At 67.9% G+C, this 17885-nt stretch carries 15 protein-coding genes; 6 read left to right on the plus strand and 9 right to left on the minus strand.

The window, feature by feature from the left end; genetic code table 11:
• Nucleotides 1-87: 87 nt before the first annotated feature.
• Nucleotides 88-1386, plus strand: a complete 1299-nt coding sequence (locus tag ACF8LI_RS20810) for an MFS transporter (protein WP_312840149.1) — start codon at nucleotides 88-90, stop codon at nucleotides 1384-1386.
• Between the two features lie 18 nt (nucleotides 1387-1404).
• On the opposite strand, the gene ACF8LI_RS20815 is transcribed toward ACF8LI_RS20810, so the two are convergent.
• From ACF8LI_RS20815 to ACF8LI_RS20825, 3 genes are all read right to left on the minus strand, one after another.
• Nucleotides 1405-2613, minus strand: coding sequence for an FAD-dependent monooxygenase (locus ACF8LI_RS20815; protein ID WP_016449003.1), 1209 nt, complete (start codon nucleotides 2611-2613; stop codon nucleotides 1405-1407).
• Nucleotides 2614-2988: 375 nt separating this feature from the next.
• Nucleotides 2989-3282, minus strand: a complete 294-nt coding sequence (locus ACF8LI_RS20820; RefSeq protein ID WP_016449004.1) for an H-NS histone family protein — start codon at nucleotides 3280-3282, stop codon at nucleotides 2989-2991.
• Between the two features lie 100 nt (nucleotides 3283-3382).
• Entirely contained in the window at nucleotides 3383-4696 is a 1314-nt protein-coding gene (locus ACF8LI_RS20825) for a hemolysin family protein (protein WP_016449005.1), read from the minus strand.
• A 24-nt stretch (nucleotides 4697-4720) separates the two neighbouring features.
• Here ACF8LI_RS20825 and ACF8LI_RS20830 point away from each other — a divergent pair, with 24 nt between their 5' ends.
• The gene (locus tag ACF8LI_RS20830) at nucleotides 4721-5566 is read left to right on the plus strand and encodes a symmetrical bis(5'-nucleosyl)-tetraphosphatase (RefSeq protein ID WP_016449006.1); all 846 of its coding nucleotides are present in this window, start codon (nucleotides 4721-4723) and stop codon (nucleotides 5564-5566) included.
• A gap of 78 nt (nucleotides 5567-5644) precedes the next feature.
• Here ACF8LI_RS20830 and ACF8LI_RS20835 read toward each other — a convergent pair whose 3' ends face one another.
• From ACF8LI_RS20835 to ACF8LI_RS20845, 3 genes are all read right to left on the minus strand, one after another.
• Nucleotides 5645-7141 (minus strand): DEAD/DEAH box helicase, encoded by a 1497-nt coding sequence (locus ACF8LI_RS20835; RefSeq protein ID WP_016452606.1) that lies wholly within the window; start codon nucleotides 7139-7141, stop codon nucleotides 5645-5647.
• Nucleotides 7142-7326: 185 nt separating this feature from the next.
• The gene (locus ACF8LI_RS20840) at nucleotides 7327-8208 is read right to left on the minus strand and encodes a neutral zinc metallopeptidase (protein ID WP_016449008.1); all 882 of its coding nucleotides are present in this window, start codon (nucleotides 8206-8208) and stop codon (nucleotides 7327-7329) included.
• A gap of 108 nt (nucleotides 8209-8316) precedes the next feature.
• Nucleotides 8317-8673, minus strand: a complete 357-nt coding sequence (locus tag ACF8LI_RS20845; protein ID WP_227472599.1) for a hypothetical protein — start codon at nucleotides 8671-8673, stop codon at nucleotides 8317-8319.
• 101 nt (nucleotides 8674-8774) lie between these two features.
• Between ACF8LI_RS20845 and ACF8LI_RS20850 the strand changes: the two genes are divergently transcribed.
• The 4 genes from ACF8LI_RS20850 (at nucleotide 8775) to nadB (ending at nucleotide 14280) form a co-directional block, all read left to right on the plus strand.
• A complete protein-coding gene (locus tag ACF8LI_RS20850; RefSeq protein WP_392412789.1) occupies nucleotides 8775-9722 on the plus strand; it encodes a delta(1)-pyrroline-2-carboxylate reductase family protein in 948 nt (315 codons plus the stop codon).
• A 15-nt stretch (nucleotides 9723-9737) separates the two neighbouring features.
• Entirely contained in the window at nucleotides 9738-11489 is a 1752-nt protein-coding gene (locus ACF8LI_RS20855; RefSeq protein WP_392412791.1) for a diguanylate cyclase, read from the plus strand.
• Nucleotides 11490-11633: 144 nt separating this feature from the next.
• Nucleotides 11634-12767: a quinolinate synthase NadA gene (gene nadA / locus ACF8LI_RS20860; RefSeq protein WP_392412793.1), complete on the plus strand. Its 1134-nt coding sequence runs from the start codon at nucleotides 11634-11636 to the stop codon at nucleotides 12765-12767.
• Between the two features lie 10 nt (nucleotides 12768-12777).
• Nucleotides 12778-14280: an L-aspartate oxidase gene (gene nadB / locus ACF8LI_RS20865; protein ID WP_392412794.1), complete on the plus strand. Its 1503-nt coding sequence runs from the start codon at nucleotides 12778-12780 to the stop codon at nucleotides 14278-14280.
• A 221-nt stretch (nucleotides 14281-14501) separates the two neighbouring features.
• Here nadB and dcd read toward each other — a convergent pair whose 3' ends face one another.
• The 3 genes from dcd to ACF8LI_RS20880 form a co-directional block, all read right to left on the minus strand.
• Nucleotides 14502-15074: a dCTP deaminase gene (gene dcd / locus ACF8LI_RS20870; RefSeq protein WP_013803686.1), complete on the minus strand. Its 573-nt coding sequence runs from the start codon at nucleotides 15072-15074 to the stop codon at nucleotides 14502-14504.
• Between the two features lie 68 nt (nucleotides 15075-15142).
• Nucleotides 15143-16435 (minus strand): guanine deaminase, encoded by a 1293-nt coding sequence (guaD, locus tag ACF8LI_RS20875; RefSeq protein WP_209670832.1) that lies wholly within the window; start codon nucleotides 16433-16435, stop codon nucleotides 15143-15145.
• A gap of 112 nt (nucleotides 16436-16547) precedes the next feature.
• Entirely contained in the window at nucleotides 16548-17654 is a 1107-nt protein-coding gene (locus ACF8LI_RS20880) for a BMP family ABC transporter substrate-binding protein (protein ID WP_392412795.1), read from the minus strand.
• Between the last annotated feature and the right edge of the window lie 231 nt (nucleotides 17655-17885).

The raw sequence follows: 17885 nt of genomic DNA on the forward strand, positions 1-17885 counted from the left end.
TGGCGGGCGCCACCGACGGCAGACCGCTGCGGTGGCGACAGCGCGCAGGCGCGCAAACGGGTAAGCTGCGGCGCCAGGAGAAATACCGTGTCCGCAGCGCCGCAACAGCCCCCACACAACAACACACACACAGAGGCTTCGCAGACCTCCACCGCAGCACCGCCGCCACGCAGCCAGCTGCTGTGGGCCATGCTGCTGGCCCTGCTCTCGGCCTTTGCGCTGAGCCAGGCCTTTCGCACCACGACCTCGGTCATGGCGACCGGCCTGCAGCAGGATTTCGGGCTTACGGCCCAGTCGCTGGGGGCCTTTGCGGGCCTGTTCGGACTGTCCTTCGGCGTGGCCCAGCTGCTCATGGGCATCGGCATGGATCTCTACGGCCTGCGCCGCACGGTGCTGCTGTCGTTTCCGCTGGCGATCGCGGGATCGGCCCTGTCTGCCGCCGCACCCAATTACGGCTGGCTGATGGTGGGCCAGTTGCTGATCGGCGTGGGCTGCTCGCCGGCCTTCCTGGCCTGCACCATGTTCATCTCGCGCCACTTTCCCATGGACCGCTTCGCCTTTCTGTCGGGCGTGGGCATGGGCTTGGGCGGCTTGGGGCTGCTGTTCACAGGCACGCCGCTGGCCTGGCTGGTCCAGCATTTCGGCTGGCGCTCGGGCTTTGCGCTGCTGGCCGTGATGTCGGCCCTGTCGTGGCTGCTGATCTGGTGGCGCGTGCACGAGCCCGCCCGCCGCGGAGCACAGACCGCCGCACGGGAAAGCTGGGGCGTGGCGGCACGCCGCATGGCCGAGCTGTTCACGCTGCCGCACACCCTGGGTATCGTCCTCCTGGCCATGGCCTGCTATGCATCGTTTCTGGCGCTGCGCGGCCTGTGGCTGGGGCCGCTGCTCATCCATCGCTATGGCTTTTCGCTGGTGGAAAGCGGCAATGTGGCGCTGGTCGTATCGATGATCTCGCTGTTCAGCCCCGCGATTTTCGGGCGCATGGATCCCGGCCCAGGGCGGCGCCGGCGCTGGCTCACCAATTACTCGCTGCTCATGGGCAGCCTGTTCATGCTCATGGCCTTTTTGCACCATGGCTGGACCAATGTGGCGCTGATCTTCGCCATGGGCCTGCTGTCGGGCTATTCGGTGCTGCAGTACGCCGATGTGCGCGCTTCCTACCCGCCCGAGATGACCGGCCGCGCGCTGTCGCTGTTCACCATGGCCATGTTCCTGGGCGTGGCCCTGGTGCAATGGTTCACGGGCTGGGTGGCGGCCTGGGCCGAGGCCTGGGGCGTGGAGCCCTACAAGGCCGTGATGATCTCGATTGCGGCCACCCTCGTCGGTGCGTCAACCGCGTTCCGTTTCCTGCCCTCCTCGCCGCTGCTGCGCCAGGCATCCGCCTAGCGGCCGGAGTCTGTGCCTCTACAAGGCGTTGGCGGCCGAGCCATCGCCACGGTACAGCCAGGGCAGATCCATCAGCCGGGAGCCCAGCAGGCGCAGCGACAGGTCACGCCCCCAGCGCACGGGACCCGTGGCATGGAAGATGCGGCCATTGCGCTGCGAGCGCGCCTGCACGCGCGCATTGCGCTGCCAGCGATTGAGCGCGTAGCGGCGCAGGCGCATGTTCACATCCAGGTCATGCATGGACAGGGCGCGCTGCAGCTCCGCTGCATCTTCAATCGCCATGCCGGCGCCCTGGGCCAGATAGGGGCGCATGGGGTGGGCGGCATCGCCCAGCAGCGCCACCACGCCGCGCGCCATCTGCGCGGCCGATTGCACGGGCGGGCGATCGCCCACCGGCCACAGCCGCCAGTCACCGCCAGCGGCAGGCACATGCTGGACCAGGTCCAGCAGGTGCGGGCAGCTGCCCTGCAGCACCCGCACCAGATCATCGAGATTGCCCGCGTGGTCCCAGTTCGCCAGGTCCTCGGGCGCCGGGCCCTGGACGATGACCACCAGGTTCTGCAGCTCGCCCCGGCGCACAGGGTACTGGATGGCATGCATGCGCGAGCCCAGCCAGGCCGTGACATCAGTGGCCCGCAGCCGCTTGGGCAACTGGGCCTGGTGCACCAGGGCGCGGTAGGCCAGGTGCCCGGTGACACGCGGCGGGCCGTCGCCCAGAAGCTGCTGGCGCAGGACGCTGCGCACGCCGTCGGCGGCGACCAGGGCATCGCCTTCGATCAGCTTGCCGGCCTGGGTTCGCACGGTGACCACGCCGTCCGTTTCGGAAAAGCCTTCAATGGGCTGGCCCAGGTTCAGGTGCATGCCCGGATAAGTCTGAGCGGCTTCCTTCAGCAGCTGCTGCAGATCGGCCCGGTGGATGGTGGCGTAGGCAGCGCCGTAGCGATGCACGGCCTCGCTGCCCAGAGGCATGTGCCCCAGTTCCTGCCCTGTGGCGGCGCTGCGCACCCGCAGGCTGTCCGGCAGCGCCACCACCTGCTGCAGCGGCTTTTGCAGGCCCCAGGCCTGCAGGCGGCGCACCACATTCGGCCCCAGCTGGATTCCAGCCCCCACTTCGCTGAGCACGCGTGCCTGTTCGAAAAGACGCACTTCCCAGCCCGCCCGCGATGCACCAATCGCGGCAGCCAGGCCACCAATGCCGCCGCCGGCAATCAACACCTGCTTGTTCATGCGCGTATTGTGCCCCTGCCTTCGCCCGTGGTGGCTGGTGCCTGGATATTCAAGTCGGCCACCACTGAAGAAAATCAAAAAATCATCGGATTTGTCTGAAACACGCATGCATCCGCCATGCGTTGAGACGCCAAGACCCGGAAACACACACCTCGCATGCTCCAAACTGCCGCAAGGTGCATCACTGGCACTGTGCATTTTGCGTTACCGTCAGGAATCGACCCCGGCATCGCCGCCGCGCAATGTCCGTGCACAGGCCCACGCTTTGCACAGCGCATGATAGTCATTCTCAACCGAGTCAATTTTTGACAAATGACCGTGCCAATGAAAAAAGCCCGCACAAGGCGGGCTCTTTCAACATGCGCGATGGAAAAATCAGATGACGAACTTTTCGCGGTCCTGATTCTGAATCCACTTCGGCGGCTTGCCGCGTCCGGTCCAGGTCTGGCCAGTGGCGGGATCACGGTACTTGGGCGCCACCTTGGTGCCCGTTGCACCCGCATTGCCGCGACCACGAGCCGAAGGAAAGACGTCATCCGCAGTCAGGCCATATTCGGCAATCAAATTGCGAACCTTGCCCACGGCGTCAGACAGTTCACGCTTGCGCGCTTCCTGGATCTGTTGCTCCAGTTCCTGTCGCTGCTTCAGCAATTCCTTGTAAGAGCTCATGGTGTGCGCCTTGAAAGTTGTTTAAGAGCTTTCATTATAAAAACATAATCGCCCTACAGGGCAAGACGCATGTAAGCAAAATCCACAATATCGCAGTTGCCTATTGCAGCGAGGAGCCTTCGGATAATTCCGAAATGGCAAGCACCTTGTCAATGCGTTTGCCATCGAGATCAATCACCTCGAAGATCCAGCCCGCGCAGCTGATCCGCTCTCCCAGAACCGGCAAATGACCGCTTTCCGCCATGAGAAGGCCGGCAACGGTGTTGTATCGGCCACGGTGCTCATCGGGCAGGTCACGAATATCGAGGCGCGCCTTCAGCTCCGATATGGGCATCAGCCCGTCCAATAACCAGGAGCCATCCCCACGCTGCATGGCCCATGCTTCCGTTTCGGTCACAGGCTGTAACTCGCCGGTAATCGCCTCCAGCAAATCGCGCGGCGTCATGATGCCCTGCACCACGCCATATTCATCCACCACGAACACCATGCGCCCGGATCGGGCACGCAATTGCTCCAGCAGTTCCATGGCGCTGAGCGTCTCGGGCAGGAACGAGGCCGGCAGTACATGCTCGTAGAGCGTGGAGCCCGCCGCATCGGGACCCAATGCCAGCAGGCGCGCCACGCTGATGATGCCGACCACGTCATCAAGGGAATTGCGGCACACCGGATACCAGGAATGGCCGCCCTTTGCGTGGTCATCGGCCGAGGCCTGCAATGCCTCGGTGACGGTCATGTCGGCATCCAGCCATTGCACATCGCCGCGCGGCACCATGATCGACGTCAGCGAGCGGTCATCGAGATGGAAGACGTTCTGCACCATCTGGTGTTCGCTGGCCTCGATGACGCCGGCATCGCGGCCCTCGGCAAGGCTGGCCGCGATCTCCTCCTCGGTCACGGAGCGTGCCGCCGATTCATTGATGCGCAGCAAGGTCAGCATGGCGCGGGTGGAGAAGGCCAGCAGCCGCACAAAAGGCTTGGCTGCCGACGCCACCCACGTCATGGGCCGCGAGACCACGATGGCCACGGTTTCGGGATAGAGCTGGCCGATGCGCTTGGGCACCAGCTCGCCGAAAACGATGGTGACGAAGGTGATCACGGTCACGACGACTGCCGTTGCCGAAATGCTGGCTGCGCGCTCTGGAACGCCCAGGCCCAACAGCCATGCGGCCAGTCCGTCGCTGAAGGCCGCCTCACCCAGGATACCGTTGAGCAGGCCGATGGAGGTGATGCCCACCTGCACCGAAGAAAGAAATTGCGTGGGGTTGTCGAGCAAGGCCAGTGCCGCCACCGCCCCCTTGTCGCCTGTTTCAGCCAGTGCCACCAACCGAGCCTTGCGGCTGGAGGCCAGTGCCAATTCGGACATTGCAAACACCCCATTGAGCAGCGTAAGCAACGCGATCAGCAGAAAATCCATGGTTCGTATATCAGAAAGAAGACCATGGCACTTTACTGTATCGGTGATATCCAGGGATGCCACGACGCCTTTGAGCGCCTGCTGCAACGCGTGGATTTCTCCGCCAGCCGCGATACCTTGTACATCCTCGGCGACCTGGTGAATCGCGGCCCGGCATCGGACAAGGTACTGCGCACCTGCATGGCCGCCGGCGACTCCATGCGCGCCCTGCTGGGCAACCATGACCTGCACCTGCTGGCCGCCGCCCACGGCGTGCGCCGCAACAGCCGCCGCGACACCTTGGCCCAGGTGCTGCAAGCGCCCGATCGTGACCAGCTGCTGGACTGGCTGCGACAGCAGCCGCTGGCGCGCAGCCACCGCACGGTGCATGGCGATGAGCTGCTGATGGTCCACGCAGGCGTGCTGCCGCAGTGGACCGCCCAGGAAGTGATGGACCTTGCAGGCGAGGTGCACACGGTACTTCGCAGCGCGCAATTGCCGGATTTCCTGCAAGCCATGTACGGCAACCAGCCCGATCGCTGGTCGCCGGATCTGCAGGGCTGGGAACGGCTGCGTGTCATCGTCAACGCGCTGACCCGGCTGCGTTTTTGCAGCGCTCAGGGGGTCATGGATTTCGACAGCACGGAGTCGGCAGAGCAGGCGGCGCCAGGACTCATGCCCTGGTTCGATGTGCCGGGCCGCGCCACGGCGGGCGTGCCCATTGCCTTTGGCCACTGGTCCACGCTGGGCCATATCAACCGGCCCGATCTGGTGGCGCTGGACACGGGCTGCGTCTGGGGTGGCTGCCTGAGCATGATGCGCTTCGGCGACCATCTGGCGGACAGGGAGCTGATCCAGGTGGATTGCCCGCAGGCCCAGGCCCCAGGCTGATCGGGAGCAGCCCGTGCACCCATGAAAAAACGCCTGCAAGGCAGGCGTTATTCGGGAAGCAGGCCGCGTGTGCGGCGCTCAGACCTCGGAGGTGGCGACGGGCGCGGCGGGCGCGACCGGTGCCTTGAACAGCGCCGCCAGCTTGCGCTTGGGCTTGATGTTGCCGCCGGCCTTGGGCGCAGCGCGCTGGCTTTCCCAGTTGGCGTCGGCGCTGGCCGAAGGCTCATAGGGCTTGTCGAAGAAGGGGTCGGAATGCGCCGGGCGCTGGGCCATGCGCGAGCCGCGATGGCCGAAGCCCGTGCTGCCCCGTGCGGCATCGGCACCGCGATCGCCACGCTCGCCGCCGCGATCCCGTTCACGACCGTACCCGCCGCCAGCGCCTTGGCGCGGCAGCTCGTCGAAACGGTGACCACGCGGTGCGCTGCCGCGGAAATCTTCCATGGGGCAGGTTTCGACGTTGATCTTCTTCTTGATGAGCTTCTCGATCTCGCCCACCAGGCGCGCATCGTGGTTGGTCACCAGGGTCACGGCAATGCCGGAGGCGCCTGCGCGGCCCGTGCGGCCGATGCGATGCACATAGTCTTCGGCGTTGAAGGGCACGTCGTAGTTGAAGACGGCCGGCACGTCCTTGATGTCCAGGCCGCGGGCCGCGACATCGGTACACACCAGCAGATCGACCTCGCCGCGCTTGAAGGCTTCAAGCGCCTTCAGGCGCTCGTCCTGGCTCTTGTCGCCGTGCAGCGCCGTTGCGCGCAAACCGTCGCGCTCCAGCGCCCGCGTCAGGCGGGCGCAGCCCAGCTTGCTGTTGGAAAAGACGAAGGCCTGGCGGATCTCGCGCTGCTTGAGCAGCGAACGCAGCGCATAGCGCTTGTCGTCGTCGCTGACGCTGTAGAAGCGCTGCTCCACCGTGGACGCCGTCTCGTTGGGACGGGCCACTTCGATGGTGACGGGGTCTTGCAGGTAGCTGCCGGCCAGGCGCTTGATCTCGGGCGAGAAGGTGGCGCTGAACAGCAAGGTGGTACGTGTCTTGGGCAGATGGGACAGGATGCGCTGCAGGTCGGGCAGGAAGCCGATGTCCAGCATGCGGTCCGCCTCGTCGAGCACCACGTACTCGACCTGGTTGAGCACCACGTTCTTGGCTTCGATATGGTCAAGCAGCCGGCCCGGCGTGGCCACCAGCACCTCGACGCCCTTTTTCAGTTCCAGCGTCTGCGGTTTCATGTCCATGCCGCCGAACACCACGGTGCTGCGCAGCTTGGTGTACTTGGCGTACTGGGCGATCTGCTGAGCCACTTGGTCCGCCAGTTCGCGCGTGGGCAAAAGCACCAACGCCCGCACGGGGTGCCGTGCAGGCGAAGCGGAGGCATTTTCGTGGCGCATCAGCCGCTGCAGCAACGGCAGCGAGAACGCTGCCGTCTTGCCCGTGCCGGTCTGGGCTGCGCCCATGACATCCTTGCCGGTCAGAACAACCGGAATGGCCTGCGCCTGGATGGGCGTCATGGACTCGTAGCCCATGTCGGCCACGGCGCGCGCCAGGGACTCGGCCAGTTGGAGATTGGAGAAAGAGCTTGTCATTGAGGACGCTATTGTCGCACCTAGCGCGATTTGTGCGTTGCAATAACGCCAATTGGCACCTGGACAAGCATGGCGTTGCGTGAGCGCAACCCGCAAAAACCCGGTACGAGGTCCCGCTATGCGGGCATTTTTTCATCGCCGGGCCGCCGCCTCGAGACGGGAAAGCGCCCCTCGGGGGGCATTTTTCAAAGCGAAGCGGCCGAGAAAGTGTCGCAGGACTTGACGCTGCCGGTGCGCAGACCGGTGCTGAACCAGCGCTGGCGCTGGGCACTGGTGCCATGCGTGAAGCTGTCGGGCACGACGGCGCCGCCACCGGCGCGCTGCAGGGCGTCGTCGCCGATCTTGGAAGCGGCATTCATGGCCGACTCCACATCGCCCTGCTCCAGGATCTGGCGTGCGCTTTGCGCACGGTTCGCCCAGACGCCGGCCAGGCAATCGGCCTGCAGCTCCAGCTTGACCGACAGATGGTTGTATTCGACCTTGCTGACGCGGCCCCGCGCACGGTCCACCTGGGCGCTGATGCCCAGCAGGTTCTGCACGTGGTGGCCCACCTCGTGGGCAATCACATAGGCCTGGGCAAAGTCGCCGGGGGCGCCGAGCTGGTTCTTGAGCGTCTCGTAGAAGCCCAGGTCGATATAGACCTTCTGGTCGGCAGGGCAGTAGAACGGCCCCATGGCGGACTGCCCCGTGCCGCAGGCCGTGGGCGTGGCGCCGCGGAAAAGCACGAGCTTGGGATCGGCATATTGGGCGCCGCCCTGGCGGAACACCTCGCGCCACACATCCTCGGTATCGGCCAGCACGGTGGAGACGAAGCGGGCGAGCTGGTCGTCGGCCGGCGGCTTGTGGGCCGGCCCCTGGGGCTGCTGCACCTGCACCGGCGCGCCGCCGCTGAGCGCCCCCAGGATGGTCAGCGGATTGATGCCCAGCACCCAGCCACCGACCAGGGCGATGACGATGGTGCCGATGCCGATGCTGCGCCCGCCAAAGACGGGGCCCCCACCGCCACCACCACCGTCATCACGGCGGTCCTCCACATTGTCCGACTCGCGGTTGCCTTCCCATCTCATGGTGTTCGCTCCTGGATCTGTGCTGCGGCCTGCAGCATCGGGCGGCGATATTACGTCGGAACCTGCGGGGCCGCAGCGTCCGCAGTCCCGGCAATGATACGGCGTGTATCAGCGCACGGGCTGCACCGCCATGGGGGCTGTGACGGGCGGCGCCTGGCTGCGCAGTACCTGCTCGCGCGCCACCAGCACCATGCCGGCCAGCAGCGCGGCGACGATGCACAGGCCGACGACGACCGCCAGGCCCAGCCCCCATCCGCCGCGCCTGCGCCGCTCGCGTGCAGGCTCGCCGGGCCTGCGGGGCGCAGGTGCCTGTTCGCTGGGAGGCTCCTCGCGCTGCCACGGTTCGGGCGCGGGCCCGCGCCGCTGCTGCTCGTAGCGCGGGGCCGATTCCTTGCGGGGAGCTTCGGGCCGCGCCGAACCGTCCCAGCTGGGCTCCTCGCGCGGATAAGAAGGCTTTTGTGACATAGGCGACATCGTAGTGCCTGCGCAGGCCTGCGCGGGCCTGGGTGCACCACCGGACACATCGCGCATTGGCCTGCGCGCGCCTACTGTGTACAGTCGCGGCCATGAGCCATTCCAGCACGCACTCCTCCGCCGCCCTAGACGCGCAGGCCACGGCCGCCCTGCTGCCCTGGAAGGAGCTGGCCGAAGAGATCGCGGCTGTACTGCTGCAGCCCCGGGCAGTGCAGGTGCCGCCGCGCATCGTGATGCCGCTGCCCGCAGGAGGCAGCCTGTTTTGCATGCCCGCCACCGATGGGCAGGTGGCCATGACCAAGCTGATCAGCCTCACGCCCGGCAATGCCGGCACGCCGCGCGCCACCATCCAGGGCGATGTGGTGGTCTTCGATGTGGCCACGGGCGAGCGCCGCCTGATCCTGGACGGCCCCACGGTCACGGCGCGGCGCACGGCCGCCGTATCGCTGCTGGCCGCGCAAAGGCTGGCTCCCAATCCGCAGGGCCCGCTGCTGATCGTGGGTGCCGGCGTGCAGGGCCTGGCCCATATGCAAGCCTTTGCAGCAGGCCTGGGCGTGCGCGAGGTCCAGGTGGCATCGCGCAGCGCCGAGAGCGCCCAGTCACTGGTCAGCCAGGCGCATGCCATGGGCCTGCAGGCCAGTGCCGTGCAGGATCTGGAGGCCGCCGCGTGCCATTGCCCGCTGATCGTGACCTGCACGCCGGCCCGCGCCGTGGTGCTGCATGCAGCCCCGCGCGCCGATGCCTTTGTCTCGGCCGTGGGCGCCTTCACGCCGCAGATGGTGGAGCTGGCGCCCAGCCTGTGCCTGGACCTTGCGCAGGCGGGCCGCGTCGTCGTCGATACCGCAGATGCGCTGCACGAAGCGGGTGATCTGCTGCAGGCGGGCATGGACGTGGCCGCCCTGCCCACGCTGGAGCAGGTGGTGCGCGAGCAATGGCTGCGCCCGCAGGTGCCGGTGCTGTTCAAATCCTGCGGATGGGGGGGCTGGGACCTTGCCGCCACCCGCCTGGCAATGCGCCGGGCTGCGCTTCAGAACAGTTGACGACGGATTTCTGCGTTGAACGAGCTTTCCCCCCCGGATTCCCCCGCCCCGCCCCCAAGCACCGAGCCCGGCCGCTGGCAGCGCCTGGGCCTGCGCACGCAACTGGCCCTGGTCTTCGGCTCGCTGCTGGTGGGCGTGACGGTGCTGATGTCGCTGGCCTTCGGCGAACTGCTGCGCTGGCGCATGGAGCGCGAGGTCAGCGCCTCGCTGCATGCCATGGCCTCCAACGCGGCGCGGCAGTTGTCTGAAGGGCTGTTCAGCCGTGCCCATACCGTGGAGGTGCTGGCCGCTTCGCCGGAGCTGTGGGTGCAAGGGCTGGATTCCTCGGGCGTGGGAGCGCTGCTCAACCGCGCCCGTTCGCTGACGCCGTCCAACCTCTGGATAGGCGTGGCCGACGCCGAGGGCACGGTGCGCAGCGCCACCGACCAGTTGCTGGTGGGCCACGATGTCAGCGACCGGCCCTGGTTCGAGCCGGGGCTGCAGCGCGTGCATGTGGGCGACGTGCGTGCGTCCTCGTCGCGCATGGCCGCGCTGCTTGCGCCCCCGGCCGACGGCGCGCCGCGCCGGTTCATGGACTTTGCAGCGCCCATCCGCGTGGGCGGACTCACGCAGGGCGTGCTGTGCATGCACAGCAGCTGGGAATGGGTGCGAGAGACCATGCAGACCTTGCAGCAGGCCGACAGCGGGGATCGCCAGATCGGCCTCTTCATCTTTGACCGCCACGGCAAGATCATCCACGCCCCGGGCGACAGCCTGGAGCCGCTGCAGGCGCTGGACCAGCGCCTGCCGGTGGCCCATACCGTGTCTGCCGATACGTCCGATGCCACGCTGCTGCCCGTGCAGGTGGCGCGCTGGCAGGACAGCCCGCAGAGCTTTCTGACGGCCACCGTGCCGCTGCAGGCCCACAACCGGGTGACGGCCATGGGCTGGCACATCGTGGCCCGCCAGCCGCACGACAGCGCCTATGCGCCCGCGCGCCAGGCCATGCACCAGGTGCTGGCCGGCGGCCTGGCGGCGGCGCTGGTGGCCGCCGTCATCGCCTGGCTGGTGGCGCGCAGGCTGAGCCAGGATCTCAAGCGCCTGGCCCGTGCCGCCAATGGCATCGACGGAAGCGGTGCGGCCTCCGACATCCCGCAGTTGCACAGCAGCCGCGAAGTGCATCGACTTTCGCAGGCGCTGCGCGGCAGCATTGCCCAGCTGCGCTCGGCCAACGAGGCCATGGAGCGCCAGGTGCGCGAGCGCACCCTGCAGCTGCAGCAGGCCAATGCCGAGCTGGAGCACCAGGCGCGCAGCGATCCGCTCACGGGCCTGCTCAACCGCCGGGGCTTCGATTTCCAGCTGGACTTCGCCATGGCGCTGGCGCGCCGCAGCGGCCGCCCCTTGAGCGTGCTCGTCATCGACGTGGACCACTTCAAGCGCATCAACGACCAGCATGGCCATGACATGGGCGACGCCGTGCTGCGCACCCTGGCGCGCGCCTTCCGCATGCGGCTGCGCGAGTCCGACGTGCTGGCCCGCATGGGGGGCGAGGAATTCCTGGCCCTGCTGCCCGACACCACGGCCGACGCGGCCGTGGCCATTGCAGAGCAACTGCGCGAACTGCTGGCCTCCACGCCCATGGCCCACGGCGAGCCCGTCACCGCCAGCGTGGGCGTGGCCACACTGCGCGGCACCACGGACACGGCCGCCGCCATGCTGCGCCGTGGCGACGAAGCGCTGTACGAGGCCAAGGGCGCAGGCCGCAACAACGTGCAGCTTCAGCGCTGAGACGGCCCCGCGCCGCTTTCTGCCCCCTCGGCTTGCCGCCTGCCGCAAAACACCAGTGCGGGAAAAAACATCACACTAATACTCAAATTGAGCATATTATTCGCAGCCATCACCAGACCTTTTCCACAGTCCCGGACGGCCACCATGCAGCTCAAATCCGTGCAGTACGACAAGCCCCATTTCTCCCACGCCGGCCAGTGCGGCATCGGCGAGGCCTGGGCCCGCATTCCCCCTGAACTGGACCGCGCCCAGCGTCTTCGGACCACCGGCCGCATACGCGCCCTGCTGCACGAGCGCGATGCCGTGCTCGTGGCCCACTACTACGTGGATGGCGAACTGCAGGACCTGGCGCGCGAGACCGGCGGCTGCGTGGGCGATTCGCTGGAGATGGCGCGCTTCGGCGCCCAGCACCAGGCCAGCACCCTGGTCGTGGCCGGCGTGCGCTTCATGGGAGAGACCGCCAAGATCCTCAGCCCGGAAAAGCGCGTGCTCATGCCCGACGACGACGCCAGCTGCTCGCTGGACCTGGGCTGCCCGGCAGACGAGTTCAGCGCCTTTTGCGACGCCCATCCCGACCGCACGGTCGTGGTCTACGCCAATACCAGCGCGGCGGTGAAGGCGCGCGCCGACTGGGTGGTCACATCGTCGGTGGGACAGGACATCGTGGCCCACCTGCACGCCTGCGGCGAGAAGATCCTCTGGGCGCCCGACCGCCACCTGGGCGCCCACATCCAGCGCCAGACCGGCGCCGACATGCTGCTGTGGCATGGCTCCTGCCTGGTCCATGACGAGTTCAAGGCCGACGAACTGGCCGCCATGGCGCTGGAGTATCCGCAGGCCGCCATCCTCGTGCACCCCGAGTCGCCGGCCGCCGTGGCCGCCCAGGCGGACGTGGTGGGCTCCACCACCCAGCTCATCAACGCGGCTGGCCGGCTGCCCACCGACACCTTCATCGTGGCCACCGACCAGGGCATCCTGCACGACATGCGCATGCGCTACCCGGGCAAGACCTTCCTGCCCGCGCCCACGGCCGGCCAGGGCGCCACCTGCAAGAGCTGCGCCATGTGCCCGTGGATGGCGATGAACAGCCTGCAGGGCGTGGAGCTGGCCCTGGAGCAGGGCCTGTGCGCCATCGAGGTGGATCCCGCCATCGCCCAGGCCGCGCGCCGGCCCATCGAACGCATGCTGGCTTTCGCGGCCGGCCACCGCCAGCCCGTGCGCGCCAGCGGCGACCTTGCGCGCGATGCGGCGCTCTTCCAGCACTTCGGTCCCGCCTGAGGAGCACGCCATGACCCAGCCCTCCATGGAGGTACTCATCATCGGCGCCGGCCTGGCCGGCATGGCCGCCGCCCTGTCGCTGCCGCCGCATCTGCGCGTGGCCCTGCTCAGCAAGGGCGCGGCCGAGGAATGCGCCAGCGCCTGGGCCCAGGGCGGCATTGCCGCCGTGCTGGATGCACAGGACAGCATCGACGAACACGTGGCGGACACCCTGGTTGCGGGCGCAGGCCAGTGCGATGCGCAGGCCGTGCGCGCCATCCTCGAGCAGGCGCCCGACGCCATCGATTGGCTGGTGGCCCACGGCGTGCCTTTCACGCGTGACGACAGCGGTGGCCTGCACCTCACGCGCGAGGGCGGCCACGGCCGCCGCCGCATCGTGCATGCCGCCGACTGCACCGGCCAGGCCGTGCACGCCGCCCTGCTGCGCGCCTGCCGGGAGCGCGCGAACATCGATCTGCATGAACACACCAGCGCGCTGGACCTGCTGACCGAAGGACAGCCTGCGCACTGCACAGGCGCGCTGGTGCGCCTGCCCGATGGCCGCCAGCAGCGCTGGCATGCCGCGCATACCGTGCTGGCCACGGGCGGGCTGGGGCAGGTCTATCCAGCCACCACCAACCCGGCCACCGCCACGGGCGATGGCGTGGCCATGGCCTGGCGCGCGGGCTGCCGCGTGGGCGACCTGGAGTTCATGCAGTTCCATCCCACGGCCCTGCAGGTGGGCGGCCGCGCGGCCGGCCTGGTCTCCGAGGCATTGCGTGGCGAAGGCGCCCTGCTGCGCCTGCCGGACGGCACGCGCTTCATGCCTGCCCATGACGAGCGGGCCGAACTGGCGCCGCGCGACATCGTGGCCCGGGCCATCCGGCACGAGATGGACCGCCATGGCCTGGCCTTCGTGCACCTGGACATCAGCCACAGGCCCCGCGCCTGGCTGCAGTCGCATTTCCCGGGCGTGATGGCCCTGTGCGCCAGCCATGGCATCGACATTGCGACGCAGCCGATTCCCGTGGCCCCCTGCGCCCACTACGCCTGCGGCGGCGTGCTGGCCGATATCGACGGGCGCACGGATGTCGATGGCCTGCGCGCCATCGGCGAGGTGGCGCGCACCGGACTGCACGGCGCCAACCGGCTGGCCAGCAATTCGCTGCTCGAATGCGTGGTGATGGGCCGCGCGGCCGCCCGGGCCATCGCGCAGCAGCCAGCAGCCGCCCCGGCGCCGGCCCGGCCGACCGAAACCCTGCAGGCCGGCGCACAGGAGCAGGACACGGCAGCCGTCGCGCAGGAATTGCGCCAGCTCATGCAGGACTGCGTGGGCATACAGCGCAGCGACCAGGGCCTGGCGCAGGCCGTGCAGCGCATTGCGGCATGGCGGGAAAGGCTGGCACCTGCCGCAGGCCATGCGCTGCGCAACCAGCTCGATGTCTGCTGGCTCATGGCCACGGCTGCCGCCGCACGGCGCGAGAGCTGCGGCGCGCATTCGCGCATCGACGCCGCCCGGGCGCTGGTGGAATGAAGAATGACCCCCACGCTCCCCTTGCTGCGCACGGTCCGCTGCCCCCCAAGGGGGCCGCTTTTCATCTTGGGGCGGCCCGGCGATGAGAAATGGCCCCCACGCTCCCCTTGCTGCGCAAGGTCCGCTGCCCCCCGAGGGGGTTGCTTTTCATCTTGGGGCGGCCCGGCGATGAAAAAGGCCCGCAGCTTTCGCTGCGGGCCTTGTCTGCCGGGCCAAAGCCGTCAGGCCTTGGGAAGCGTCACGCCCACCTGGCCCTGGTACTTGCCGCCACGGTCGCGGTAGCTGACCTCGCAGACATCGTCGGGATCGCTCTCGAAGAACAGCACCTGGGCGCAGCCCTCGCCGGCGTAGATGCGGGCGGGCAGCGGCGTGGTGTTGGAGAACTCCAGCGTCACATAGCCTTCCCATTCGGGCTCGAACGGCGTGACGTTGACGATGATGCCGCAGCGCGCGTAGGTGCTCTTGCCCAGGCAGATGGTCAGCACGTTGCGCGGGATGCGGAAGTACTCGACCGTGCGCGCCAGCGCGAAGCTGTTGGGCGGGATGATGCAGCTGTCGCCCTCGAAGTCGACGAAGCTTTTCTCATCGAAGTTCTTGGGGTCCACCACGGTGCTGTGGATGTTGGTGAACACCTTGAATTCGGGGGCGCAGCGGATGTCGTAGCCATAGCTGCTGGTGCCGTAGCTGATGATCTTGCGGCCATCGACGTTGCGAACCTGGGCCGGCTCGAAAGGCTCGATCATGCCGTGATCCTCGGCCATGCGACGGATCCACTTGTCGCTCTTGATGCTCATGGCAATTCCTCGTTCCCTAGCTGCACTTGTCAGGCGCCAGCACCCGGCCGGGCACTGGCGCAAAGGCGCTATTTTGCTTGAGAAACGACGGTGCGCTCGATCAGGCGGTCATCGCCCAGGATGATCATGGCGAACAGCAGCTCGTCCAGGCTCTCGGCCTGGCGGGTCTTGCGCTCGAGCAGCGGCGTGCAGGCCGGGTTGATGACCACGAAGTCGGCCTCGCAGCCCGGCTGCAGATTACCCACCTGGCCGGCCAGCCCCAATGCGCGCGCCGCGCCCGCCGTGTGCTGCCACCACAGGTTGCCGGGCGACAGGCTCAGGCCCTGCTTGGTCTGGCCCTCGCGGCCCGCCACGTAGGCGGCCTGCATGGTGCGGAAGGGGCTGAAGCTCATGCCGCCGCCCACGTCGCTGGCCAGGCCGTAGAGGAACTGCGCGGCGTCGGCCCGCGCAAAGTCGAAGAAGCCGCTGCCCAGGAACAGGTTGCTGGTGGGGCTCACGGCGGCGGCGGTGCTGCGTTCACGCATCAGGGCGCGGTCTTCATCGTCCAGGTGGATGCAGTGCGCGTAGACGGCGCGCTCGCGCATCAGGCCGAAGTCGTCGTAGACCGACAGATAGCTGCGGGCCTTCGGAAAGAGTTCGGCCACCCAGCGCACCTCGTCCAGGTTCTCGGCCACATGGGACTGGATCCAGACATCGGCGTAGCGGGCGGCCAGCTCGCCCGCGCCGCGCAGCTGCTCGTGCGTGCTGGTGGGCGCAAAGCGCGGCGTGATCGCGTAGCCCAGGCGGTCCACGCCATGCCAGCGCTGGATCAGGGTTTCGGTGTCGATCAGGCTTTGCTCGGTCTGGTCGCGCACGCCGTCGGGGCTGTGGCGGTCCTGCAGCACCTTGCCCGTGATCATGCGCATGCCGCGCGCCTGCGACGCGCCCATGAGCGCATCGACCGACCCGGGGTGCGAGGTGGCAAAGGCCAGCGCCGTGGTCACGCCGTTGCGCTGCAGCTCGTCCAGGAAGAACTCGGCCACGCTGTCGGCATGGGCGCGTTCGCAAAAGGCCGACTCGTGCGGAAAGGTGTATTTCTCCAGCCAGGGCAGCAGGCCAGCGGCGGGCGCGCCGATCACATCGGTCTGCGGATAGTGGATGTGCAGGTCGATGAAGCCCGGTGCCAGCATGCGGCCCGGCAGATGGGTGACTTCGGCGCCCGGCTGGCCGGTGAACTGCGCCTGCAGCGCCTGCCAGCTGCCGGCGGCGACCACGCGCTGCTGCCCCTTGTCGTCCGGGGCGACGGCCAGCAGGCCGTCTTCGTCGTAGAGCGCCTGGCCATCGTCGGCAAAACGCAGCAATGAGGAACGGTAGATTTGCATGCCGCCAAGCTTAGCGGGCGGACAGGCAGATGCCATATCCGCAGCGCTATAGGCGCCATCGGCAGGCACCATCCTAGGGTTTACGCCAGGATCGGACGCCCCGCAGGCCGCATCACTTGGGCAGGGTGGCCTGCACGCCTTCCACCAGCCAGTTCATCTGCAGGATCTGCGCATCATCCAGCTGCTTGCCGGCAGGAATGCGTACCTGGCCCTGGTTGTCGCGCACCGGCTGGTCGCCGGCCTTGAAGGGCTGCAGGCGGCCCTGGGCCATGTCCTTTTGGCGCTGCAGCACTTCCTCGCGCACGGCGGGCGGCAGCCTGGGGCCGAAGCCCTCCACGCGGATCATGCCCTCGCGCACGCCGCCCCAGGTGTCCTGGCTCTTCCAGCTGCCGTCCAGCACCGCTTTGGCGCGCGCCGTGTAGTAGTCGCCCCACTGGTGGGTGACGGCCAGCAACTGGGCGTCGGGCCCGTCCTTGCGCATGTCGGAGTGGTAGGCAATCGCCATGCGGCCGCGCTCCTGGGCGGCCTGCATCACGGCGGTGGATGCGACCTGGAAGGACACCACGTCCACGCCGCCGTTGAACAGCGCCATGGCCGCATCGCGCTCGCGCGACGGGTCGAACCAGGTATCCAGCCAGACCACCTTGACCGTGGCCTTGGGATTGACCGAACGCATGCCCAGCGTGAAGGCGTTGATGCCCTGCAGCGCCTCGGGAATCGGAAAGCCGACCACGAAGCCGGCCACGCCCGTCTTGCTGGCACGGCCTGCGGCAATGCCCGACAGATAGCGGCCCTCGTAGTAGCGCGCGTTCGAGGTGGCCACGTTGTCGGCGCGCTTGAAGCCCGTGACCGACTCGAACTTCACCTGCGGGAAGTCGCGCGCCACGCGCATCACGGACTCGGTGTAGCCGAAGCTGGTGGTGAAGATCAGCTGGTTGCCGCTGGCGGCCAGGTCGCGCAGCACGCGCTCGGCGTCGGGGCCCTCGGGCACGCTGTCCACGGCGCGGGTCTGCACGCGCGGGCCCAGGGCCGCCTGCAATGCGCGCCGGCCCTCGTCGTGCTGGCGCGTCCAGCCGGCGTCGAGCACGGGCGTCAGATAGACGAAGGCCGCCTTGAGGGGCGTGGAACCTGCGGGGGATGAAGGGGCGGGATGGCCTTGGGACAAGGCCGTGGATACAAGACTTGCGGCCGCGACTGCGGCTGCGAGGTTTTTGTACATGGTGTTCCTCTACATGGCCCGGAAATGAAAACGCACCTGCCGTGGGCAGCGGCCGGTGCGGGGCGCGATTATAGGCAGCGGCCCCGGGGGCTGCCTGGGCCTGCGCTTATGGCCGCCATAAGGGGCGGCAGATACCGTCTACTAGAGCGTGTTATGCACTTTTAAGTGCCCGCGAAAGTCGGGAAATGGGCCCGGAACGAGGCGCAGCGCGCGCCGCGGTTGCCATACCGC

Source organism: Delftia sp. WSY_12 (assembly GCF_043104645.1).
In the GTDB taxonomy this organism is placed as follows: Bacteria; Pseudomonadota; Gammaproteobacteria; order Burkholderiales; family Burkholderiaceae_C; genus Comamonas; species Comamonas tsuruhatensis.